Here is a 25725-nt window from a genome sequence, read left to right as displayed (position 1 = left end):
ATAGGAACCATGCTCTTCTGACCGATTACCGAGTTGGATATACTCCAATTCTCCACTTAACCATTTTGGATACATGATCCGATATTCATCTGTCTTTTTCATACATTGGTCAAGATAGCCTGCTGTTAATCCACCAATCCAATCCTCTGAATAAATCCAACGGTCTAGTTCATTTTTTCGCTTTCGATACCAAGGTAAATACTCACTTAAATGTCCATTTGATTCTGTCGAGTAATAGCCGAACCGTTTCAGCACATCTATGCGGCATGGTTCTGTTTTTGATAATTGAGGATGTTTTTCAAAAGCTTCTAGCATATAAGGCAGCATATCCTTGCCTTTATGTTTCACTTCTATATACCAGGTTTGGTGGTTAATTCCAGCACATACAAAATCAACTTCTTCCTTTGGCAATCCCAAGGCGTTAGCAATTTGGCGATGCCCACCTTGTACTCCATGGCATAGTCCTACAACCCGAATTCCCCCGGCACGCCTCAAAGCCCAAGTATTCATTGCCATTGGGTTTGAGTAGTTAAATAGAAGGGCGTTAGGACAAACTTCACGCATATCATTTGCTAGGTCTAGTAACACTGGTATCGTACGTAAAGCAAAAAAGACTCCGCCTGGTCCTAAGGTATCCCCTACACACTGGTTTACCCCATACTTCAAAGGAATATCTATATCATGTTTAAATGCTTCCAACCCACCTACACGGACGGTACAAAAAACATAATCAACACCTTTTAATGCTTCTTTACGATCGGTGGTTGCGATAATCTTTGCTGGCAGTTTGTTCAATTGAATCATCTGTTGACACAAGTTTGTTACCATTTCGAGGTTTTCTTTGTTAATATCCATAAAATGAAATTCTGTATCCTGAAATTCTTTTACCGCTAGAATATCCATCATCAATCTTCGTGTGAAACCAATACTGCCAGCTCCAATCATTGCAATTTTCAACATAAACCGATTGCCTCCCTTATTTCTTCTAGTAGCAAACACCATAAAAGTATTTTATGGTGTTTGCGATTCTACTTATTGTTAGAACCAGACTTTAAATGTCTTAATTTCATAAGGTGAAACGGAGAATGAAAGAGTCTGATTCTGATAATCAGCTTCCTTTTCTCCTTCTTCAATCAAGTTGCATTCCACCGCTTTTTTAATTGGTTTTGCAAATGTAACATTGGTTGTATTTCTAAATTGCTTATATTCATAAAAACGGACAATGATTGCTTCATCATCCTCTGCTTTTTTGACCGTTTCTAGGAGAACATGATCGTTATCAATTTCTGCCAATTGAATTGTTGCCGGTATGCTCCCATTCCGATTTGCTTTAAGTTCACCTGCTAATAATGGAACATTTAAATTGTACGCTTCTTTCACAATATCTCCTTCGCGCCAATCCCCTTTATGCGGCACTAAGCTATACGTAAATTCATGAATGCCTCGGTCCGCTGTCTCATCAGGGTTAATCGCAGATTTGATTAAAGTTAAGCGTAAAACATTGTCTTTGACATCGTGACCGTATTTACAGTCATTTATTAAACTCACCCCGAAGTTCCCTTCGGATATATCCACCCATTTATGTCCCACCACTTCAAACCTGGCATGATCCCAGCTTGTATTCCAATGGGTTGGACGTTCAATATTCCCAAACTGGATATCATAGGTTGCTTTTGTTGAGCGAATATTAACCGGAAACGCTACTTTTAATAAGGTCTGCTTTTCCTGCCAATCCACCACTGTACGGAAATCAATTCTTGGTGAATTCTTATATACGCTTATATATTGTGTAATGATAGAATCATAGAATTTCCAAGTGAATTTTAGGCTTCCGCGAACGGGACCTTCTTCATGCACCTCAACTGTTGCCAAATAATCAATCTCACGCATTTTTTCTTGGTAATAAAGATCAATATCCCAAGCATCAAAATTCATTGGTTTATCTTCAAATGTTTGTAAAACGTTCCCCCTTGCCCCTTCAGCAAGAACCTCTCTTGCACAGCGCTTATCAAACAACGAAGTAATCTGCCCTCTTTCATTGAATCGAATCTGATAAAAATCATTTTCAATATAATCTTTTTTCAGCACAAATCCTGACTGTGAAATGGAACTCTTGCTTAATTTAAAGGTTTTATATCCTAGTGCTGGTACCTTTTCAGCTTGAATTAACACCTTATGGGTATTCTCTTCTTGGATTACTTGTGCAGGGAATGCATTTCCTTCTTCATCAACAATGGTGGTTGTCTCCGTAAAGATTGATGACACTGGCAATTCGATGAACCCATCACGCTGATAAGAAAGAGAGTTGTAAACGATTATGCCGTCCTGTTCCATTTGGATGTTTTGTTCAATTGAACTTTTTGCTTCATTTAGTACCTTTTCGCCAATATTTTGGACTAGAGCATAATCCCGTCGTGCATCCTCATTCACTTGACGAATTGATGAACCCGGCAATATGTCATGGAATTGATTAAGAAGCAACATCTCCCAGCCCTCATTTAAAGCTGCATGTGGATAATTTACCTGATTCGTTAATTGATCAGCAAGCACACTTAACCATTCCCCATTGTGATAGGTAAACTCAGCCTTTCGGTTAGCCCGTTTTAATGATGCTTGAGATGTATAGGTCCCCCGGTGATACTCTAAATATAATTCTCCATCCCAAACTGGTAATGATTGATCCTTTACACGTTCTCTTAACCTTTCAAAATATGGTTCTGCTTTATCCATTTGGACTTTTGGTAGACCTGGCAGGTTTTTCATGGCCTCGGCTGCCTCGATCATATCTTTTGTTGGTCCGCCTCCGCCATCACCCCAGCCAAAGGCTAGTAGTAGTTCATCATTTACTTCTTTTTGCTGATAGGCATCCCAAATTCCTTTCACGCTGGCTGGTTCGACCATGCCATTATACGTATACTGCTTTGCCCCCTCTTCAGGAGTGGTAATAAAATGAGTGAACATTTCGGTTCCATCAATGCCTCGCCAATTGAACGTATCAAAAGGGAATCGATTATATTGACTCCAACTAATTTTTGTAGTCATGAAACTATCGATTCCACTCTTTTTCATGATTTGTGGTAATGCCCATGAGTAGCCAAAGACATCTGGAAGCCAAACAACCCTTGTATCGACACCAAACTCTTCTTTCATAAACCGTTTCCCAAACTGGATTTGACGAATTAAGGATTCTCCATTCGGCACATTTGTGTCAGGCTCGATCCACATACCACCCGTAATTTCCCATTCTCCAGAAGCTATTTTTTCTTTTACTTTCCCAAAGATTTCAGGGTAATCTTCTTTTAAATATTTGTATAATTGCGGAGATGTATGGATGTATCTATAATTTGGATATTGACGCATTAAATGTAATACTGTTGAAAAAGTCCGCGATGCTTTTTCACGGGAATGGACTAAACGCCATAACCATGCCATGTCAATATGCGAATGGCCAAGTGCTGTGACTAAGGGCTTTAATTCATCCATTTCACCTAATTGATCAACCTTTGATTTCAGAAATTCATATGCTTCCTTGATAGATTGATAGAAGACATCAGTGCCAGGCTTTAAGAAATCCACCTTTAAAATCGATCCATTTAATAATTGAAGCATCTTTGTTCTTCTTAAGTCATGTTCATCCAAAACCTTTACCGTATTTACGAGAGTGTGCGCTAAATAATAGTATTTTTCCGTCGCTACATCAACACAGGCCAGCCTTGCTGTTTTAAATCTTCGGCGTTCAGGTGGATTTAACACTCCACTCCATGCTTTTATAGCAATTTGAATTTGATTGGTTTGCAGATACTCTGGCGGCAGCCATGCTTCTTCATGCCATATATCAATTCCTTGTAATGGAGTGCCATTCACATATAATAATGACTCCGCAGTTGACCCGCCGCCGTCACGAGGTCCGACTAATAAGTGGATGACTATTCTTTCATTCTTCCATTCTTCAGGTATGGAAATTGTTGTTCGAAACCAAGCAGACTTATCATAGCCGCCCCAGGAATCTCCAATCTGGAAATTTCCCCAGTTTCGGTCATCAAAATCTGGTTTGTACGCATATTTATCCTCTTCTCCAAATTCCCATTCTTTATATTGAAATGCCGGGATTGTTTTGGTTGCTTTATAAATATAACCCTTCAATTCTCCTAAATATTTCTCAATTTTTTCAATTGTAAAATACAACTTAAACACTCCTTAGTAAGTAGCTTTTAGTCCTTGTGCAAATTGATTAAATCGAATAATTGGCTTTTTACTTTCTATTTGATCTTCTTTTAAGAATCCGCCTGCTTTTTTTAGAGCACAATGAATGGTAAAGTTTTTTGATTCTCTTGGAAATAATGTGACAAAACTATCATCCGATTCCATCCAAAAGCCATTTGTTACTTCCATTGGATGAATATGAAGGGCTACCTCTTCTCCAGCATTAGTGACACAATAAACTCTACTCCATTCTGAGCCATCCTTTTTCCATTGATTAGTTGGCTCAATTGTTAACCTAGAATGGGTTAATGTTAAGGCAGGGGAATAAATAGGTTCTTCCTTTGTTGAAAACGTATAGACATTTTCATGGAAAACCTCATTATGATCGAGTAGTTGTAAGCGAATGAAAAATAATTCTCCATGTTCTTTAGCAACAATAAACTCTATATCGGTCGCCTTGAATGCGATGAAAGGCTTCATTTCGATTGTTAAGGTTTCCTCCTTTAACAATTTCCCCGTTGATGTCAATATTTGCATATTAACTATTACGGATTTACAATCACCATTTCCATGAATAAAAACAGGGGCCTTAAATGTTTCACCTATTTTATAATGTAGGTTCCTGTAATCTAGCGAAACATGAAGAGGGGCAAAGGATTTCCGCGCCCAATGATAGGCCATTTTTTCTTCCCCATAATAATCGACCACATTCGTGCAAGAAGCATTTGGCCATGGTTCATTTAACTGCCATATTAAACTGCCGCTATTTTGAAACTCTCTTCTTCGATTTGCTTCTAAAATGTATCGCAGTCCCTCTGCTTGCATCCATTGACTGCAATCAACAAATAGAGAAATATCATGAATGGGACCGAAAATGTCTTGATCCCGGTTGTATGTTCCCCACCATTCACCATGGTGACGCCACACGATATGGTCGGACATGGTGGTTGGATAAAGGTTTTCCTCACTCAAAAATTTTCTTAAACTTTTAAGGGAACTAACCCCATCCGTACCAAATTCACTATGAAACAACGAATCTGACTCCCCGTATAGTTCATAATGGGCAGGGTTCCCAGCATATTGCCAGTGTCCGTGGATATCGTGACTAATGCCCTTTTCTTTGGTTACAAATTCGACGGGTCCCGATGCTGAAGTGGGTAAGAATAATCGTGCTGGATCATATGTCTCAACAAGTTTTTTTAAGAGAGCAATATTTTTATCTTCAAACGTTGATGGTTTAAACGATTCATCCATCAGCTCGTTTCCACCGCTCCATACGGTTAAGGAAACATGATTTCGCTTTTCTTTTAAGGCAGTAATTGCTGTCCTTTTTAATAAATCTACAAATTCCGGACGTTTTGATGGGATATTATCAATACCAGAACTGGATTGGATAAATTCCTGCCAAACCATTATGCCGTGTTTGTCACATAGGTCGTAGAATACTTCTCTCTCAATAATTCCTCCGCCCCAGACACGAACCATGTTTCCATTGGCTCTTTTCACCTTTTTGATTAAGAACTCATAATGCTCGCTTGTTACATTTCCATAAAGATGATCTAACGGGGTAATATTAAACCCTTTTATATAAATTCTCTTACCGTTAATAACCACTGTATATGGCAAAGCATCTTTTGGACTATTATCGTTCTTGACGAAGGATAGTTGGCGAATACCCACTTGATATTGCTTTTGATTAAAAATGGTACGTTCATCCTTAATCCGTATCACAATCGTATATAGCGGCTGTTCTCCATGTCCGTTAGGAAACCAAATTTTCGGGTCAACGATGGTGAATTGGTGATCACTTCGTCTCTCGCTTATTTGTAATGCGACTTCTTTTTTGAAGGCTTGATCACCTTTCGGATCGTAACCAATCACCTCTAGAAATAATCGAGAGAGGTCAGATTTGTTATATTCAATCTCGGCTGAAAGATTTATCACCCCTAGCCCATCCATAACATCCGTTACGAGCGAGACATCACCAATCATTGCCTTTTGATGAATGACTAAGTTAATATCGTCCCAAAAACCAATATTGACCAGCCGTGTTGAAAAGTCCCACTTATAATTAAATCGACTTTTTTGAGTAAATGTATCTGAAGTTCTTCCAATCTGCCCGATTTCGTCAGGGGGATGTTTAAACACCACAAGCAGCTCAAAATGCTCACATTCGGATATGTAGGATGTAATATCAAATTTGGCCGGATGAAACATTCCTTTATGTTCACCTAAAAAAGTTCCATTTAAATAAAAAAGAGCTTCGTAGTCTATGCCCTTAAAAACAAGTTCATATATTTCCCCTGTTTCTTTTGGCTTTTTAAACGTGGTTTTATACATCCACCAACGATTTTCAATCCATTCACACTTTAAACTGTTCAGTTCATAATAAGGATGTTCAATGAGACCTGCACGGTACAAGTCATAGTGGACTCCTCCAGGCACCGTTGCTGGAATCCAATCTGTTGTTCCAATTAACTTTTTTCCCGTTTCCATACTTTTATCTTTTAACGGGACCCATGGCCAATATCCTTTCAAAAACCATGGACCCTTTGAAAGTGAAATTTCCATTTGGTTATTCCCTCCTTGATTCTTTTTCAGCAAAGGTTAGCTTTTTCCCCTCGTTAATTTCCCGAATAATATTGAGGTCAACCTTAGGCTTACGATCATAGGTTAATAGACCATTAATTTCTTGCTCAACATCTGTTATTTGGGTATAACAGAATCCTTGTACCAGTGGTGACTCTAGCAAACTAGAAACAACTTTATAGTATCGTTCAATAAAATCATCATTATTCGATGCAGAGGTATAGCCCCAGCCCTGCCATTCACTTTTCTTATAGGCGATTCCACCAAACTCAGAAACCATAATCGGTTCATTATGATAGTGAAAATCCTTTACAAATAAAGACCGATCGGCTGGATTGAACTTTAGGACATTCTCCAGCGTTGAATACCGTTCCTTAAGAACACCCTTTTCACCCGCATAGTCATGAATCGTCAGGATATCTGAAATCGTATGCTCCCAGCCATCATTTGAAATCACTAAACGGGAGGAATCGATTGATTTTGTTAGATAATACATGCTGACTAAATGATTGGCCTGGCGTGGATCCCGTTTTAATCGCGGCACTCCCCAGCTCTCATTCAGCGGCACCCAAGCGACAATCGATGGATGGTTATAATCCCGTTCAATGGCCTCTTGCCATTCCGATGTCATCCGTTGTATTGACTTATCTGTAAAGGTATGACTATTCGCCATTTCTCCCCACACCAACAGCCCTAGCTGATCTGCCCAGTATAAGTACCGCGGTTCTTCGACCTTTTGATGCTTCCTGATCCCATTAAAGCCCATTTCCTTCGTTAACTCGATGTCTCTTCTTAAATCTTCATCTGTTGGTGCTGTCAACAGGCCTTCCGGATAATACCCCTGATCAAGTATTAGTTTCATATAATATGGCTTATTGTTGAGCTCAATTTTCCCATCATGTATAGATATTTTTCTCATTCCAAAATAGCTGTGCACTTTATCTAAAATGACACCATCTTCTTTAAGACAGAATTTCACTTGATAAAGGTTTGGAGTTTCTGGACTCCACAGATTTCCTTCGCCATTTGCAAAATCTTTTAGTAGTACACTGTACTTATTTTTCCGCTGAACAGGATGGACTGGGACTGTTTTATTAGCAATCGATTGTCCATCATAAGAAATTTCTAGTTCGAGTTCTTGTTTGCCCGTTCTATTTTGAACGATATACTCTATCGATATTTCACCGGTATCAATATTTGGTGTTAACTTTACTTTTTCAAGGAAGGTGGGACTTACCGGCTCAAGCCAAATAGTCTGCCAGATGCCTGTAGTTCTTGTGTAGAAGATCCCGCCAGATTCCACTTCCCAATATTGTTTTCCACGCGGCTGTTCCAAATCAGTGGAGATATCCTCTGCCCTGACTACTACCCTATTTTCCCCATTTATTAGCGCATCCGTTATGTCGGCATAAAAGGAGGTATGTCCACCCTCGTGGGCCCGAACAAATCTTCCGTTAACCCAGACTGTTGCTCGGTAATCAACCGCTCCAAAATGTAGATGGATCTTTTTCTCTTGCCATGATTCCGGAATGGTAAAGCCCCTTTCATACCAAACAACGTCATGGAATTTTTTGATTTCAATACCACTTAACTTCGTTTGAAAGGCATATGGAACTGTAATTTTTTGTGAAAAATTGTGATTAACATACCATGCTTCTCTTAAACCAGTATTTTTATCATCAAAATCAAAGTTCCATTGTCCGTTAAGATTTAGCCATTCGTCTCGCTTGAAATCTGGTCTTGGATATTCCGAACGAGGAATTATTTTTGTCATTTTACCCGAGCCTCCGCTAGAAAGTTTAAGGATTAACTTTATTTGCTGAATTGTTAAGAGAGAGTTCAAATTGAATTTTCGGGAACGTTCCCAAAAATTATTACTACATCTTCTATACAGAAAATAGCTGTACACCTATACTCAACCTTTTTAAAAAGTAGCGGTTAAAGTTATTTAACCGCTACTTTTTATTGGATAGACCACTTATACTGTTAAATTTTCACTTAGTTTAATTGCCTCGCCCTTTTCTGCCGACACATAAAGCCCATTTATGATTTTTTGAAGGTAAACGCCTTGTATACCGGTACTTAAAGGAGTTGTTCCTTCTAAACACGAATCTACAAATCTCTCAAGCTGGAGTTCGTGCCAGCCTTTCTTTGGCAAATGATAAGGGGATATATCTATTAACGTATCATACTTTTCTTGATAGATTTTCAGTGGAAAAACATCTGCTCCCCCTTGATCCCCCATTAAGGAAACATTCATCACATCATGCTTTTCCACATTGGCGGCAAAAGCAGTTTCTAATAGAATCGACGCCCCATTTTTAAAAGTGATCATACCACGTGCCATATCTTCAACTGAGAAGTTTTCCCAATCCCATTTTCCCATGAGACCTACACCTTTTTTGTTACCAAGCTTCTGGTATGTCACACCAAACACTGTATCTGGTTCAGGATACCCCATCAAATATAAAGCAGTATCCAACATGTGTACCCCGATATCAATTAATGGGCCCCCGCCCTGAAGTTCTTTATTTGTAAACACTCCCCAGCCTGGAATTCCCCGCCGTCTCATTGCTGTCACACGTGCAGCATAAATATCCCCAAGTTCGCCGCCATCAATAAAGCGCTTTAACACTTCTACCTGCGGGGCATGACGGAAATGGAATCCATAGGTTAAGATTTTTCCTGCCTTTTCGGCGGCAATTGCCATTTCCTCTGCTTCTTTTGCGGTCATTGCTGGCGGTTTCTCGCATAAAACGTGACACCCTTTAGATAACGCAGCCATTGTTGCAGGATAATGGTATTTATTTGGTGTACAAATACTCACCGCATCTATTTGAATACTTTGGAACATTTCTTCATAGCCTGAAAAAACATGAGGAATATTGAATTCTAATGCTGCCTTGTCAGCCATTTCTTTCACAACATCACATATTGCAACAATCTCTACCTTTTCCCCACATTTTAAATAGTTTGGAATATGTGCACCTGTGGCAATACCGCCAGCGCCAATAATGCCCACTCTTAATTTTCTCATCATTTTTCCCCCATATATTATCCACAGTGTTTTACAGTCAATATTTCAGACGTTGCTACTCTTCGACCTTCAATTTGTGATAGGATTGCAGATTGATTGACTAACGTTAATCCTTGCACATCATTTTCTGTAATCGTTGGAATTTCGCCTTCAATAATAGAGGTTATCCATTGTTCCATTGGCAGGGGCATTGCGCTTGGCAGAGCATCAGGTGTATACCACCCCTCACCGAGTAGTTTAGATTTTAAGCGGATCTTATCATCTTCTATTAATAATGCTCCTTCTGTTCCATACAATTCTAACTGGAATGGACTTCCACTAGAAAGAAACCCTGTTTCAATGATTCCTAAAGCACCATTTTCGTACTCTATGATTGCCACAGAATTAACATCAACTTCATCCTCTGATTGTGACTGTAAACGAGCCGTCACAGCTTTCACTGGCCCTGCCAGACGATTTGTTAGATAAATCGGATGGGCACCAAGGTCAATAAATGCACCTCCACCGCACTCCTCTTTATTAAAAAAGTGCTTCGGAAGCCATCCGTTTGGATTTCCCGCTAAAGGAACCGCACCATTATGTGCAAGCCGGCAACGAATAGATGTTAAGTTCCCTAATAGACCTTCATTTAAGACTTGCTCGGCGTATAGATAATACTTTTCAGTGAGCCGAGGTAATGAAACCATCAGCTTTACCTGACTCTTACTCACTGCTTCATAAATTTCCTCACAATCCTGTACTGTGAAAGCGAGAACCTTTTCAGTAAAAATATGCTTTCTATTATTAGCTGCAAGCATAATAATTTCTTTATGAAGGTTGGTCGGTGTATCCACTATGACAGCATCAATCTCAGGGTTAGTTAATACGTTCTTTAAGTCTTTTTCAAAGGGTACAGCAAGTTTTTTCGCCCACTCTTGACCGCGTTCAACATTTTCATCCCAGACTACTTTAATTTGAATGTGTTCATTTTGATTTGCTTGCCGTGCGTAATCGTCTGCATGAACATGCCATTTACTTAACAAAGCAACATTAACCATTGGATCTCCTCACTTTTAGCCTTTATATTTCATTGATCTCTTCTGACACTGGTACAACGATTACTTCAACGCCTCGTTTTTCAATTTCCTTAAGAATTTCTTTATCGGCGAGTTCACTTGTAATAAATATATCTGTCTCATCAAAATGACAAAAAGAGGTTAAGCCCGCCTTTTGAAGTTTGCTATGGTCAGCTACTACTACAATCTTTTGTCCAGAAGAAACCATTGCACGCTTGATTTCTGCTTCATATAAATCAGAACTTGTAAAACCCTGACGCAGTGAAATCCCTGATGTTCCCAAGAACACATAATCCGCATTGTAATTTTGTAATTCAATTTCTGCCTGCGGTCCTACGAGACTCATGGAATTCCGTCTTAGTTTCCCGCCTAATAAGTAGATAGAGGCGGTTTCATCCTTGCTGCATTCTTCTGCAACATCTATTGCGTTGGTAATAATCGTTAAATGACTATTCTCTGGCAAGTTTTTTCCCACGTACCAGTTGGTTGAGCCTGCATCAAAAATGACAATTTGCCCTTCCTTTATCAATTGGGCTGCTGCTTTTCCAATTAAATCCTTTTCAATTGAATATTGCAGTTTTCGTTTATTTACTGGAGGAATGATGGAATGATTTTTCTCTTCTTCAATTAGGATGGCTCCACCATAGTTTTTCTCGGCAATTCCTTCTTTTCCAAGCTGGGTGAGGTCCCGTCTGATCGTTTCCTCTGATACATGCAATAAATCGACAAGATCAGAAACTTTTACACTTTTATTTTTTATTAATAGCTCTTTAATAACCTTCCGGCGCTCTGCCACAATCATTTGATATACCCCTTCTTGCTCAAATAAGCTTTTTCTTAATCTTCCCATTCCAGTAAATTGTTTTCAACAATTGATTTGGATTGATCTTTTGGAATACGGAACGTCTTTATTTCTGATGGCTTAAACTCCGTTGTTATCGTTCGGTTCCACTTATGAAGACTAATGACGGCAACAGCTGCTTCATTGGTTGTTTCATAGGCCCGCACAATGAGGTCATCATTGTCTTCCGCTTGCTTGATGACACTTACAATGACATTATCCACATCAACAGACAAAAAGGAATCTTTCTGTGGAAGTGCTCCTTTGTGATAACTTTCAATGATCGTAATCGGTTTTTGGTTTAATTCAGTCGCACGTTTTACCGTACCGGCTGTTTCCCAATTTCCTGGATGAGGCAGAAGGGAGTATGTGAATCTTTGTATTCCCTGATCAATAAATGAATAGGATCCGTTCTCCTCTGGAACGATCGGATCATGATGTGCATAAATTGGGCTGCGCAGAACGGTCATGCTCATTTCCTTGTTATGTATATCAAAGCTGTATTTTCCATCATTTAATAGGCTTAATCCGTAACTTTCCCCTGTTGAAGGATGGGTTCCAGAGGTATCAATCCAATTTTGGCCTGGTTCTTCTTCCCCATTCCCCTCTCTAACAATATGTCCATACGGGATTTCATAGGTGGATTTTCTAAAAATTAGATTGACTGGAAACTTTAGTTTTAGAGCTTTAAATTGTTCCTGCCAGTTTAATGAGCAATGAACATCAATCTGGTCAAGCTCCTGGTACATAGTAAAGTCTTGGACGAAAGTAGATTTCCCATATTCGCTGACCACGCGAATCACAGATTTTACTGGTCCCTGTTCCACTAACTTTACACTTGTTGCTTTGAATGCACCCGCTTCTTCATTAAAACGAAGGACATTGTGGGACCAGGTATCACTCTTATCTTGGATGACGACTGGTCTTGCTGCCGGTCCGCTTATTATTTCGAGGTTCTTTTGCTTATCAAATAAACTCGTAACAAAGCCGGTTTGTGAATCGATCTCAACCCTGAAATGATCATTTTCCATGACTGTTTCACTTGCTGGCAGCGATGTGAATTCTTTAACAGCATTACGGCGGACAATTTTATAAACCCTATATCCCATGGAAGGTAGATCGGCAATGAAACTAACCCGGGAACGTCCTCCCGCTGTTGCCTGTGATTGCACCGTCTGCATCGCAATTTGATTTCCCTCTTCATCTACTAAAATATCGCCTGAATTTAATCCGCCTACTTCTTGTTCAATATTCACCTTGCTGTTCCATGAATGAGGATTAAAGATCACAATAGGTTTCATACCTACTTCTTCTTCAATATTAATTCGCCACGATAACGATTGAATCGCGTAGTTTACTCCTCTTTTGGCTATCGACATCGCTTCCCCATGCATATCTCGTGCATCATCATAGGCCGCCTCTAAACTAGTTCCTGCTAAAATGTCATGGAATTGATTAAACAAGACATTTTTCCATGCCATTCCAAATTCAGAAGCCGGATATTTTTGACCTGTAAGCCAGTTTGCCAGCGATGAAAACTTTTCCGCTTTTATCAGTGCATTTTCTGCTTCACGGTTCCATTTCTTTATTCCTGAATGAACAGAGTAACATCCACTGGCATGGTGCTGCAGGTCATCATGTACTACCGGGAACGGAAGATTCTTTTTCATCAGCTCATCAAAAAATTTATTAGGTGTGCTGAATACAAGCTTCGGATATGATGGGTCTTCATTTAATTGTTTAATGCTTTCGATATTTTCCTTCGTCGGTCCTCCGCCATGGTTGCCTACGCCGTAAAAGGTCATTAAATCATTAAATGGTGCTTTTAATTCATCCGCATTTCGGCGTATATGTTTCTTTAGTTCCTTGCCCCATGTGCAATATTCAAAAGGAATACGGTAGGATAAAACACGAGACCCATCATCTGATTCCCACCAGAATAATCTTCCTGGAAGTCCTTTTTCCTGGGGACTCGGGCGCATGAAAATATAATAATCCATGCCGCTCTTCTTTAAGATTTGCGGAAGCATCCCATGATGTCCAAAGCTGTCCACGTTATAGCCTACCTTTGCCGTCACCCCAAATTTCTCTTCGAAATAACGCTGTCCATACAATCCCTGGCGGACAAAGGATTCTCCGCTTGGTATATTGCAATCAGGCTGGACCCACCAGCCGCCGACAATTTCCCAACGGCCTTCTTTAATGCGCTGTTTGATTTCTTCAAACATTTCCGGTTCATTGTTTTCAATCCATTCATAGTTAGCGGCAGAACTATTTGTAAACACGAATTCGGGATACTCCTTCATTCTGTCAAGCGCAGAACGAAATGTTGCTTTTGTTTCCTGAAACCCTTCCTGCCATTGCCAGAGCCAAACTGGATCGAGGTGAGCATTTCCAATCATATGCAAAGTTTTTTCTTTTGTTTTCGGCAATTTTTTTTCTTTTGTAGCAATCGTTTTTTCAGTCATTATTGGTCCCCTCCTAAAGCAGGCTGCTTACTAATCGTTACAAGTCCTTCAGCATGCTGCCCAAAATGATGTTCCCCTACGGTAAGATCAACGGCAATTCGTTCTCTATAACTTTTAGTTCCTAGAGGAACCGTCATGGATGCCGTAAATTGTATTGTTTCCATGCTTGTTAAATTCGCTTTGAATTCAGCATTATAGACCTGCCAGTTGGTTGGCGTGATCATCTTTGCAAATACCTCTTTTTCTTCATGAAAAGGATTCTTTATTTCGACCGTTACCGAAAAAGTATCTCCTGACTGAACCATCGTCTGGTATGGGTGGATCTTGGCCCCAAAGCCTTCAGCCCCTAAGTCCAGCTCATCTAATGGCAAAAGGTCTCGATGGAGTTGTTCAAGCACCTTCCCTTTTTCTTTAATTAGCTGAAGAAATTCCTCAGTAACAACTACTGGTTCCCAATGCCCGGAAATTAGAAGATCTGGTTTTAATTCTCTATAGAGCTTTGCACTATCGATGTAATCCCAAATTCTAAATTGGTTTTGATACACATAATTGAATTGTCCGTCGTCCTCTTGATACTGATCTCCGATCGCAAGAACACGTTTTTCATCGACGATAAATTCAATTGCAGCCGCATATAAAGTATGACCTGGCTGCTCATAAAGAGTGAATTCGTACTCTTCCCACTTAATTTTTTGTTTTAACGGCAGCTGTCGATTCACAGGGATTGGATCGTACCACAAACATGGCAAGTTATACTTTTGGGGATCTTCGAGGACATTGAAAAAGTTTTCAGGGCACCAAATTTCCGTTCCTTCTATATCCCTCAATAAATTTAGTCCAGCCACATGGTCATCATGATAATGTGTTGGGATGACAACATCTATTTTTTTCACCCCATACTGTTCTTTTAACTTCGACAGAGTGTATAACCAAGGTCTCCTTGAAGCTCTGTCACTTCCAGCTGCGATCCCTCCTATAAAATCGTAACCAAAGTCAATAAACAGGGCTTTGCCGGTTTCAGAAAGGACGACATATGCATTGGACATGCTCGTTTTGTTAAATAACAAATGCGGTGTAATTTCTTCATAGGGGTTTTCCCTTAATTTGAGTAACCTTGGGTTATGATTTCTTTGAGTCATTAAATTAACAAGGCGCCCAATTAGGAGGTCGATTGCATTTGTAGGGGACTCCATTATTTGCCCATGCGAGGGCAAAAGCAAATCAGGATTTCGGTCTTTTAAATCCAAAAGGGAAAGAACACTTAACGCAATACCCTCTCCACCATTGTACGTCCATTGTGTAGCAGACAAGGACCAAACCTTGCCTGGCCCATAAATTAAATCACCTGAAAATGCTGTCATCTTATCGTCAATTTCTGCAATGATAGTAATCGAACCAACGGTATGGCCTGGAGTAGGAATGATCGTAAAAGATCTCCCGTTAATAACATGTGAGGAATAATCTTTTAACGTTCCCTGAACAGGTACAGATTGAAGAAGAGAAAAGCGGTCCTGCCGCATATTGTAGTTGTTTGCGATTGCCCGAGCCTTCCAATGTTCATCGATTTGATGAAATAAGTCTTGTTCAGTATGAGGCACCCAAATACGAATTCCTTCTTGAACAGCAATCGGCAGCCCTTGGCCCTGGTCCCGGTGATGATGGGTCATAAAAATATCTGTTACTTTTTCAACCCCAATCGAGGATAAATGTTGGAGAACATTCCCATCTCCAAAGTCGATTAAGACCGCAGTTACTCCGGTCTTGATGACGTAGACATTACAAGTATCTTCAAATAAGAAAAGATTGGTTGAGATTTTTCTCATTTCTAAATACAACTCCCATTATTATCCTCAATTAAAGATATTGCTTTTTTTCTTCTCCACTTTCGACTCAACATACTCAATTAATGGGAGTAGTATGCTTCCTGCATATCTCTTAGGATGTTTCCGTATTTCACCGGCCGACTCCTTCAGCCAATTGAGTGGAGCAGCAATATCCTCGTTGTTTTCCAAAGCCCTTAAAACCGCAATCGCCCTTCTCCCTGCCCAAGCCCAGCTTTCCATCAGTTCAATCCATTGGACAAGATTATTACGTAAGGCATAATTAGACATTCTGTATTTAAGATGGTATCCCGCTTCATCAAGTAAATCCAGGTAATCAAACAGCTTTTGGACGTCCTTGCTTGTGGATGCGGCTTCACCTGTGCGAAGGCTAGAAAGGGCCTTTTTCGTTAACTGGTCCAATGGTGCAGCTTCCGGATAAGCTAGGCAAGAATATAAAGAATTCTCACCAAAAAGTTTGATAGCTTCGTAGTTTTCCTCTCCAGCGACCGTTTTCAATGCTTTCTCCCATGATATCCATGGCTCATAGCACTTTGGGTTATTGAAATAGTCGGCGAAGGTTAGTAAAGCTATTTTTGAGGCCTCCGCCTGGCTCATCGTATTGACTATAAACCCTTTACACACGTTTGGGAGGCTGGATTCACGTCCGGTAATCGGACCGATATGCATCTCACTTGTCATTGCTAAATCATTTACCGGATAGTTATCCCATATAATCGGTTTTCTTTGGACTGCTGCGGCAAAATCAGCGGTATCCAGTTCCGAAATAGTTTCAGAACAAATTTCTGGTCCGGTATAAAAGATATCAATCTCTTGGTCTAATCCTTTTCCTAGTTCATGAATATAGTCACTAAATGGAGGTCTGCCGTGATAATCAGTAGGACAAAGTGATAATTTGCATGATTTATCAAGCGATTTTAACCAATAAAGTAATCTATTTGCGATATGAACATGTGCCCCAGCATAACTGTTAAACATTAGCTGTTCTTCTTGATTATGAAATTCGGCAGAAATGTCATCGAGCATAATCATAAAATGTCTGACTCCAATATCATAAAACGCTTTAAACTTGGAGGTAATCAAATGGAAATCTTCTTCGGATGCATAATTGATTGAAACACCAGATCCAAGTGAGTAGCAGAATTCTACTCCTCGATGCAAAGAATGTGCCACTGTTTCTGCAAACTGTTCCATAATGAAATCTGGATAAGGCTCCCGCCAGCGGGCACGATGCTGGCGGTCATTTTTAGGTCCGTAAATGTATTGATTAAAGCCATGATCTGCAATAAAAGAGATTAAATTATTCCGTTCGGGAGCAGTATAAAATAAACCATAAAAACCTTCAATGACCCCTCTTACTGGAAAATAGGATGAGTCTGTCATCTAATACCTCCCTTTTATAAGTAGTTTATTTTCTCCTTTAATTAAACCTGTAAGCTTTCCGCCTGTTGAGCACTCCCAAGAAAGTTCTCGATTTTTTCGATTACTGTTGCCTCAACTGCGTTTTGTGCAATTTCTAATTGCTCCTTCGAAAGGGCTTTGCATTCCTCGTTTGTCATCCGTTCTTCTTTTCCAAGGGATTTTAATAGGGCAATCTCCAAGTCTGTTGCAATATTAACCTTACTGACACCGCCATTAGGAAGCTTAGTGGCTTCATTAATCATCTTTGCTGGAACACCTGATCCACCATGAAGAACTAAATGAACCGGAGTTAACTTTCGGATTGCCATTAATCGGTCAATATCCACCTTTGGCTGTCTAACAAGATAAACACCATGGGCTGTTCCGCATGAAACGGCCAATGCATCACAACCGGTTTCATTTACAAACTGCAAGGCTTCAGCTGGATCTGTATAAAGTTCCTCATCCTTATCAGTTTCCACAAAATCCGTTGTCCCGATTTTTCCTAACTCTGCTTCAACAGAAACACCTTTTGCATGGGCATAGTCCACAACCTTTTTACTGATGGATATATTTTCGGCTAACTCATGCTCCGAAGCATCAATCATAACAGAAGTAAACCCAGCCTCAATCGCGTCCTCAAGCACAGAGATTTGCTTTGTATGGTCAAGGTGTAGAACGACAGGAACTGTAATTTTCTCCTCTGCGACTGCTTTGTAAAATTCCTCTGCAAATTCGAACGGGGTAATGCCATACCGTTCCAATTCCTTTTGTGAAATTTGGACAATCAACGGTGATTTTGTCTTTTCACCCGCACGTAAAACAGGGCGAATCATGGGAGTATACCTTGGGGAGAACGAGCCTATTGCATAGCCCTTTTTTTCTGCTTCCTCAAGGGCCTCTTTTAGCGTCAATACATTGATTAATTCGGTTTGATTGGTCATCATCACGAGCTCCTTTAATTAACTTATTATATTATTACTTTTTCATTTATTTGTTAGGACGATGGGAAACTGCGATAAAAGTTCCGTAAATGTTCCTGAAGCCCCATATAGCCTTCGTCGTACAAGCATTTATATTCCTGATGGATTTTCTGATTTGGTGTTATTTCCTTGGAGTGCATAAAATGAACTGCTGAAAGTGCATCTTCTTCGCTCTTATAAACTCCAGTTCCAATTCCTGCAGTTATTGCAGCACCGAGCAGCGTTGCTTCATTAATTTTTGGAATGGTTAAATGGCAGTTGGTAATGTCTGCTTTAATTTGCAGCCAATATTCGTTTTTCGTCCCCCCACCAACTGAAATCATTCGGTTGATTTGATGTCCAGATATTCTTTCAGCTGATCTGCGAATGGATTCCAGTTCATACGCTGTTCCTTCCATCATTGCTTTCAAAAGATCTTTACGTTGATGAGATGACTTGAGACCAATGAAAGCTCCTCTAGCGAATGGGTCTGGCTGGGGTGAGCCACTCCCGGATAGGTATGGATAATATAAAATACGTGATGGACCCGCTTTTACACTAGCGGATAGATTCATAATTTCTTCATAGGACATTTTCTGATTAGAAAAATGTTCCCTGAACCATTCAATTGAACCTCCAGAGGCTGAAATCCCTCCCATCCAAAAGAAGCGGTCCCGAACAATATGACAGCCAAAAGTCATACCTGAAGTGTATTCCATTTCAGTAAGCTGCTTCTTTTCAAACGCACCTACCATTGTCTCGGCTGTTCCGATTGAATCGAACACGATTCCTGGGTTAATCGCACCAACAGCAAGCGCAGCAACGAGATGGTCATGACCTGCAATTGCCACAGGAATTCCTGGTGAAAGTCCTAGTCCGTCAAGCACTTTTGTTTGGGTCACACCCATTTGGTTTCCGCTCGGCATTGCTTCTGGAAACAATCGTTCTGGTAAGCCAAAATGCTTTATCCACGGTTGGTCCCATGTTAGTTGATCAATTCGAAACGCATATGTTCTTGCAGCCAAAGAAAAATCAGTAGCAAAATTCCCGGTAAGTCTGTATGCAATATAATCGGACGCTGACAGCCAGACTGCCTCTTCCAATAAATTTTTGTCCTGCTTTTTCAATTGCAATATTTTTGCAAGCCCATACTTGTAGCTGTTATGAAGTCCTGTTTTTTGAAAGCGATCAAAGGGTTTATCCTCATTCGATATTTCCTCTGCTTCGGTTTCTGCACAACGGCTGAACCATGGAATGAAATTGGTTCTTGGCCTTCCTGTTCTCCTGTCCAGCAGAAGACCAGTTTCAGCCATACTCGTAATTCCGATTGCCGAAACCTTTTCCTCACTCCCGAGTAAAATTTCCTTTAAGCAACTCGCTATATTTCCCCATATCTCTTCGGGAGAAAAAAACGGTTCACCTTGTTGGTTAAAATGTGTATTGGTTGGACGAACAGCTATTTTAATGACTGACCCATCTTCCTTAAAAAAACCTGCCTTGCAATGAGTTGTCCCAATATCAATACCAAGTAATCCCATTGATCAAACAATTCCTTCCATTATTTCCTTGTACACTTTTATCCTTTAGAACCGGCTGTTAAATTCATTCCTTCGATAAAATAGCGTTGGAAGAAGAAGAATAGCATGATAACCGGTAATAAAACCATAATTGATCCAGCCATCAAAAAGTTCCATTGGGTGTCATTTTGGCCTTTAAATACTTGCAATCCTAATTGCAGCGTAAACAGAGACTCATCATTTATGAATAACAGAGGACCAAGAAAATCGTTCCATGCACCATTAAAAGATAAAATCGCGACAGTTGCTATAGCTGGTTTTGAGAGTGGAACAAAAATTTTCCACCAGATAATTAAATGGTTAGCGCCATCTATTTTGGCTGCTTCAATTAATTCATTTGGTATTGTTAAAAAGAATTGACGTAGTAAGAAGATGAAAAAGGCACTTCCAAAGAACGCAGGAAGGATTAACGGTAAATACGTGTTCAACCAGCCCAATTTTGCATATAAAACATATTGAGGGATTAATGTAACGAATCCAGGAATCATCATTGTTGCTAGGACGATCCCAAACAAAACATTTCTCCCTTTAAACTGGATCTTCGCAAATCCGTATGCGATAAACGAGTTAGCGAAAACATTCCCCAGTACAACGAGAGAGGTTATAAAAAGCGTGTTCATGGTGTATTTCAAAAATGGACCTTTTTCTAGAGTGGTTAAATAGTTTTCCCAATGCCATTCCTTTGGAATAAAGGTTGGGGGGTAGGTCATAATTTCTTTCATATCCTTCAAAGAAGTGGCGATCATCCACCAGATTGGAGATAGAATTAACAGGCTTCCAGCAATGAGTACGATCAGTACAATGGATTGGCCCATTTTTTTCTTGAACTTTACACTTTCAAAATAATTATTCTGTTTTTGGGCTTTTACACTCATTTCCGATCCTCCCCTTCATAATGTACCCAGCGTGGGGCAAGCTTTAGGTTGATTACTGTTAACACAAGGATGATGATGAATAAAACCCAGGACATAGCCATCGCGTAGCCCATATCAAAAACCTTAAAGGCCTTATTCCACATATGTAAATTGAAGAATACCAATGAATTGGCTGGTCCACCTTCTCCATTCTTACTCATTACGTAAGCTTCCTGAAAAATCTGGAAGGCTCCGATTGTACTTGTAACAAGATCAAAAAAGATGACTGGGGTAATCATTGGCAAAGTAATATGAAAAAACTTTCGAAACGAACTTGCGCCATCAATCTCAGCTGCTTCATACAAAGACGGTGATACACCTTGAAGGCTTGCTAGGTACAAAAGCATACCGCCACCGACACTCCACATTTTCATAAAAATTAAGGCGTTCTTTGTCCAAGAAGGATCTGTCAGCCAAGCAGGACCATCAATTCCTATAAAGCTCAGCAAAGTATTTACCAATCCTGATGATGGGCTTAAAAGCTGCATCCAAAGTAAATAGACGCCTACACCGGAAAGAACAGCCGGTAAGTAATAAATTGTTCGAAATACTCGCATTCCACGTATTCCCTGATTTAATAGAACTGCAAGTATGACAGCCCCAGCCGTTGTTAATGGCACAGAAACGACAACAAAATAAAGCGTGTTTCGCAGTGAGAGCCAAATGATTGGGTCATTAGTAAACATTTTTTTGAAGTTATCAATGCCGATAAAATCCATTGTCGAAGTAATGTTGAAATTGGTAAAGCTGCCATAGAGGGAAAATAACAGTGGTCCAGCCATGAAAAACAGAAACCCAATGATCCATGGTGCAATAAAAAGGTATCCTTGCAATCCTTCTTTTCGCTGTAACGAGGCTTTTATTTTCGATTTTTTTAATTTTTTTGTAACTACTGGTTTGCCAGAAATCATTCTTTCCATCTCGTTCATCCCTTCTTTCAAGGTTAAACAATCAGGGAGCGAAATGAAGTCACTCCCTGAACAATTTACAATTTACTATTTTTATTTGTTACTTTTAACTAACTCTTCAACTGCCTTTTGTGCGGCATCTAATCCTTGTTTCGGTGACTTTTTCCCTAATAGAACCAACTCAAGCTCAGGTTTAATTAAATTGACATAGTCAGGTGCTTCAATTGGTGTTGGCGTTAACAAGGTTTGTTTCATGTTCTCATTTGCTTGCGAATACACCAACTTGCCGTCTTCTGTAAAATCCGCACTAGCAGAAGCTTTTTCTGCTGCTTCTTTGTTTGCAACAATATCAAAGTTTTTCACAGCCCAGTATTCTTGTGCTTGAACATCCGTTAAATACTTAAGGAATTCCCATGCTGCATCAGGATGTTTTGCTCCTTTAGGAATTTCAGCTACAAACCCACCGCCCCAGCTTGAATTGCCGGTACCTGGCTCCATTTCAGGTAGTGGAGCCACGCCGAAGTTTACTCCTTCACCATAATCTCTTAGTTTCGTGAAGAAATTTGCATTATCAGTAGTCATTGCTAATTTACCAGCAACAAATGGATCTGCCGTTTGCTCTCCAAATTCCGCCTTAAAGCTATTAATCGTTTTATCACCGTAATAGTCATAATACTTTTTCATCCATGTTAAAGCTTTTACGTTTGTTTCATCATTGATAACCGGTTTATTTGCATCAAAATCCCAGTATCCCTTACCATCTGCATTGATCATCCAGACATCTGATTCAATTCCATAGTTTGGAAGATAGCCGATTCTTTCGAATTTATTACCTTTTTTCACATCTAGCTTTTTACCCATTTCTTCTAACTCTGCCCATGTCTTTGGTGGTGTATTAGGATCAAGGCCAGCTTCTTTAAACATGTCTTTATTCCAGAATAAGAGACGTGTATCTGTGTTGAATGGCAATGCGTACGTTTCCCCTTTGTACTGAGTTGCATTATACAATTCTGGGAAGAAGCGGTCCTTCACTTCTGGGTCCTTCTTCAAATATTTTTCAAGATTCGTAATTTGATTGTTTTTCGCACGAGTTCCAACTGCGTTAATGTCATTAATGATTAAGTCTGCTGGATTTCCGGCAGCGATTGAAGCTAAGTTTTTCGTCCAAATATCCCCAAATGGCAGATATGTATGTTTTACTTCAATTCTATCCTGAGATTTATTGAAATCATCAATAATTTTTTCAATGATTGGACGGCGGATCTCAGATCCCCAAAAAGTCCAAAAATCGATAACAACCTTTTCGCCGTTCTTAGATTTACCACTTTCGTTATTGGCACCTGTTTCTTTACTTGAACAACCAGTGAGAATTAAAGAGAAGCTCATTGCTAGAATTAACAGCGTCATTAATGTTTTTCTTACTGTTTTCATTCAATTTCCCCCTAGAATATTTTATAAACGGTCACAACCTCACAAACTATTAATATAATATTTTGTATTCTTAATCTCCTTCCTATGTTTTTACATATAAATCTATGATATTATGACTCATTTTGTGGTATTGATTACTTATTATGTGAGGTTTTGTGGACTTATCACTATTATTATATGAATACGCTTACATGTCAACCACTTTTGAATATTCTATCAATTTAATTTTAATATATTACGAAAGGTGTACACAAAGGGGAGGAGCTTGTTATGCTACCCCTTCTGAACTTAATTTAGGCAAGGTGTTAATGATATAATGCGCAGAAACGGTACTGATTAAAGCAATTAAACTCATAAACAGTAATATACCAATTCCTGTAACAAACAAAACCAATAATAAAATCAACAAAAAGCCACATAACATTAATAGAGTGATGAAGGGTTTACGAACTCCAAGCATAAAAGAAAAAAATAGAGTTTTTAACCACGGAAATTCGTAACGCAGAAAAACAGGAAAACTATATGATATGGCAATTAGAAATAGCAGGCTTACTGCTAATAGCGCAACCCGAATAATCTCAGAAATACCAGACATCGCATTTCTTAGTATGAATAGATCCAAAACTAGCAACCCGCCAATAATTACAATGGACAGTCCAAGCGGATAGCTTTTCAGAAATAACCTTTTAAACTCACGGAAAAAGACCTTAAAGTCAGGCTCGTCTTGATCTTCCTTCACCAATTTGTCCATTACTGCAAACATTGCCGCTGTAGCTGGAATAATCGTAATTATGGGCAGTGAAAATAATAGCCAAATTGCATTTAGATATAATAGTCTCCACAGCCATTCCATTATAAACATCAGTGCTCTCCTCATAATAACGCTCTCCTTAAAATGACTTAATCATAATGGATGCCATGGATGCCCCTAAATAGTATGGCACTCCTGGTCATACTCAGCTATCTATCTAATTATATTTGTAGTAGTTTCAAGGGCATCCATAGCTTTTAGGGCAACGGAAAGAGATTGAATACTATCTTTATACGTTGACAGTACCAATTCAGGATTCTTTTCAGCAATTGCCTTTGCAAACGCCGCTAACTCAAGCTGGTAAAGTGCATTTTCTTCCGTTTGAAAGGCAATAGTTTCCCCATCCACCTTTCCTGTTACACTTCCGTTAACAAGGTCAAGTGTTAAGTGAAGTTGATCGGATATGAGTTCAATTTGCGTAAAGACATCTGGGTAGGACCATGTATGGGTATGATTTTGCAAGATCCCATTCTGATATTTCATTGACAGATTAAAACTATCCTCAACAGTAAAGTCCCCGCTTTTCTGCACTACAAGATTACCTTGATAACCTGTTACCCGCTCTACTTCTCCAAGCAGGTAGCGCGACAGATCAAAAATATGAATTGCCTGGTCGAATACAGGACCTCCCGATATTTCTTTATTAAAGAACCAGCGCGGCCAGTTCGGACGAAGAGCTAACCCATCAAGCATGGCACTGCGAACCAAGGCAATTCTTCTGCCTTTAATCAGCTCTTTTAAATAGGCAACAGCAGGGCTGTACCTGTACATAAATCCAACACTATTAATGACACCGGTTCGCGCTAATATATCTTCCACCTTTCGGGCCATTTCCAGGCTTTTCGCAGGCGGCTTTTCAATAAAACAGTGGATCCCCCGCAACGCTGCTTCACGAACAAGAAATTCCCGGACCTCTGGCGGGGTACTGATCACTACTCCGTCTGGTTTGCTTTCTTCGAGCATGTCGACATAACTGGTAAATCCCTTTACAGCAAATTTAGTCGCAGCTTTTAATAGGGTTTCTTCATTTAATTCACATACACCAACCACTTCAATCTCCGGCATATTCTTCATCGTGCTTAAATGCCCCTGGCCTTGCCAGCCCGTGCCAACCACTGCAATTCGTACCATTATTGAATGCCTCCTCATTGATATTTAGTATTATTGTTCAACATTTAAGAAATAGGACTAGCCTTCATTAAATACACGCTTCACCCATACAAGAGCTTTCGCACAGTCTTCAGTTGGATCATGTTTTCCTGCTTCATGTTCGATTGATACTGTCCGATCATAGCCGATTTCTTTAAGGGCTTGTACAGACTCAGCAATACCAGCAATTCCTGTTCCGAGCGCTACGGGATTATGCTCCCCTATTTCCCTGACATCTTTAAGATGAACATTAAGTAAATAATCCTTTAATTGCCAAATTGCTTCGGCTGCTGAAAAGCCCTGTGTCCCATACCAGCCTGTATCAACGGTCGTACCAAGTAAGTCGCCATAATCCCCTATGGCAGCCTTTATCTCATCTGGGTGCTTTTCTGGGTGGTTCTCAACGCCAACCTTCATTCCATATTCATTACAAAGGCTATAAATAACGGGAGCTGATTCTTTGGTAATTCCGCTAGTAATTAACTCAATTCCAAGCATTTTGGCTGTTTCAAAACAAAGACGGGTCCATCTTGGATAT

General features: G+C 39.7%; 18 protein-coding genes. All 18 read right to left on the bottom strand.

The annotated features are described in order from the left end of the window. Positions 1-960, bottom strand: a 960-nt coding sequence (locus tag V7659_RS11010; RefSeq protein WP_335540072.1) for an alpha-glucosidase/alpha-galactosidase, incomplete at its 3' end; no start/stop codon positions are given. Positions 961-1038: 78 nt separating this feature from the next. Beyond that, positions 1039-4185 (bottom strand): alpha-mannosidase, encoded by a 3147-nt coding sequence (locus tag V7659_RS11005; protein WP_335540071.1) that lies wholly within the window; start codon positions 4183-4185, stop codon positions 1039-1041. Positions 4186-4197: 12 nt separating this feature from the next. Beyond that, positions 4198-6774 (bottom strand): glycoside hydrolase family 2 protein, encoded by a 2577-nt coding sequence (locus V7659_RS11000; protein ID WP_335540070.1) that lies wholly within the window; start codon positions 6772-6774, stop codon positions 4198-4200. A gap of 4 nt (positions 6775-6778) precedes the next feature. Further along, positions 6779-8566, bottom strand: a complete 1788-nt coding sequence (locus tag V7659_RS10995; RefSeq protein WP_335540069.1) for a glycoside hydrolase family 2 protein — start codon at positions 8564-8566, stop codon at positions 6779-6781. Positions 8567-8770: 204 nt separating this feature from the next. After that, positions 8771-9832: a Gfo/Idh/MocA family protein gene (locus V7659_RS10990; protein WP_335540068.1), complete on the bottom strand. Its 1062-nt coding sequence runs from the start codon at positions 9830-9832 to the stop codon at positions 8771-8773. 14 nt (positions 9833-9846) lie between these two features. Beyond that, positions 9847-10866: a Gfo/Idh/MocA family protein gene (locus tag V7659_RS10985; protein WP_335540067.1), complete on the bottom strand. Its 1020-nt coding sequence runs from the start codon at positions 10864-10866 to the stop codon at positions 9847-9849. 22 nt (positions 10867-10888) lie between these two features. Beyond that, complete coding sequence (locus V7659_RS10980; protein WP_335540066.1) at positions 10889-11686, bottom strand: DeoR/GlpR family DNA-binding transcription regulator; 798 nt, start codon at positions 11684-11686, stop codon at positions 10889-10891. Between the two features lie 35 nt (positions 11687-11721). Further along, positions 11722-14193: an alpha-mannosidase gene (locus V7659_RS10975; RefSeq protein WP_335540065.1), complete on the bottom strand. Its 2472-nt coding sequence runs from the start codon at positions 14191-14193 to the stop codon at positions 11722-11724. Then, positions 14193-16016 carry an MBL fold metallo-hydrolase gene (locus V7659_RS10970; protein WP_335540064.1) on the bottom strand — a complete coding sequence of 608 codons (1824 nt, stop codon included), beginning with the start codon at positions 16014-16016 and terminating at the stop codon, positions 14193-14195. The genes V7659_RS10975 and V7659_RS10970 overlap by 1 nt, the downstream gene beginning before the upstream one ends. A gap of 27 nt (positions 16017-16043) precedes the next feature. After that, positions 16044-17417, bottom strand: coding sequence for a protein O-GlcNAcase (locus V7659_RS10965; RefSeq protein ID WP_335540063.1), 1374 nt, complete (start codon positions 17415-17417; stop codon positions 16044-16046). Between the two features lie 41 nt (positions 17418-17458). Next, a complete protein-coding gene (locus V7659_RS10960; protein ID WP_335540062.1) occupies positions 17459-18382 on the bottom strand; it encodes a class II fructose-bisphosphate aldolase in 924 nt (307 codons plus the stop codon). A 50-nt stretch (positions 18383-18432) separates the two neighbouring features. Continuing rightward, a complete protein-coding gene (locus tag V7659_RS10955; protein WP_335540061.1) occupies positions 18433-19935 on the bottom strand; it encodes an FGGY-family carbohydrate kinase in 1503 nt (500 codons plus the stop codon). 38 nt (positions 19936-19973) lie between these two features. Further along, the gene (locus tag V7659_RS10950) at positions 19974-20849 is read right to left on the bottom strand and encodes a carbohydrate ABC transporter permease (RefSeq protein ID WP_335540060.1); all 876 of its coding nucleotides are present in this window, start codon (positions 20847-20849) and stop codon (positions 19974-19976) included. Then, positions 20846-21808 (bottom strand): carbohydrate ABC transporter permease, encoded by a 963-nt coding sequence (locus V7659_RS10945; RefSeq protein WP_335540059.1) that lies wholly within the window; start codon positions 21806-21808, stop codon positions 20846-20848. Before V7659_RS10945 ends, V7659_RS10950 begins: the two co-directional genes overlap by 4 nt. Positions 21809-21889: 81 nt before the next feature. Continuing rightward, positions 21890-23227: an ABC transporter substrate-binding protein gene (locus tag V7659_RS10940; RefSeq protein ID WP_335540058.1), complete on the bottom strand. Its 1338-nt coding sequence runs from the start codon at positions 23225-23227 to the stop codon at positions 21890-21892. A 268-nt stretch (positions 23228-23495) separates the two neighbouring features. Then, positions 23496-24104, bottom strand: coding sequence for a YesL family protein (locus V7659_RS10935; RefSeq protein ID WP_335540057.1), 609 nt, complete (start codon positions 24102-24104; stop codon positions 23496-23498). 87 nt (positions 24105-24191) lie between these two features. Continuing rightward, positions 24192-25169: a Gfo/Idh/MocA family protein gene (locus V7659_RS10930; protein WP_335453575.1), complete on the bottom strand. Its 978-nt coding sequence runs from the start codon at positions 25167-25169 to the stop codon at positions 24192-24194. A gap of 57 nt (positions 25170-25226) precedes the next feature. Then, positions 25227-25725, bottom strand: a 499-nt coding sequence (locus tag V7659_RS10925; protein WP_335540056.1) for a sugar phosphate isomerase/epimerase family protein, incomplete at its 5' end; no start/stop codon positions are given.

The organism is Neobacillus drentensis, from assembly GCF_036966985.1.
Classification (GTDB): Bacteria; Bacillota; Bacilli; order Bacillales; family Cytobacillaceae; genus Neobacillus; species Neobacillus drentensis_E.
The sequence above is the reverse complement of the archived record's forward strand: the minus strand, read 5'-3'. Positions and strand labels throughout refer to the sequence as shown.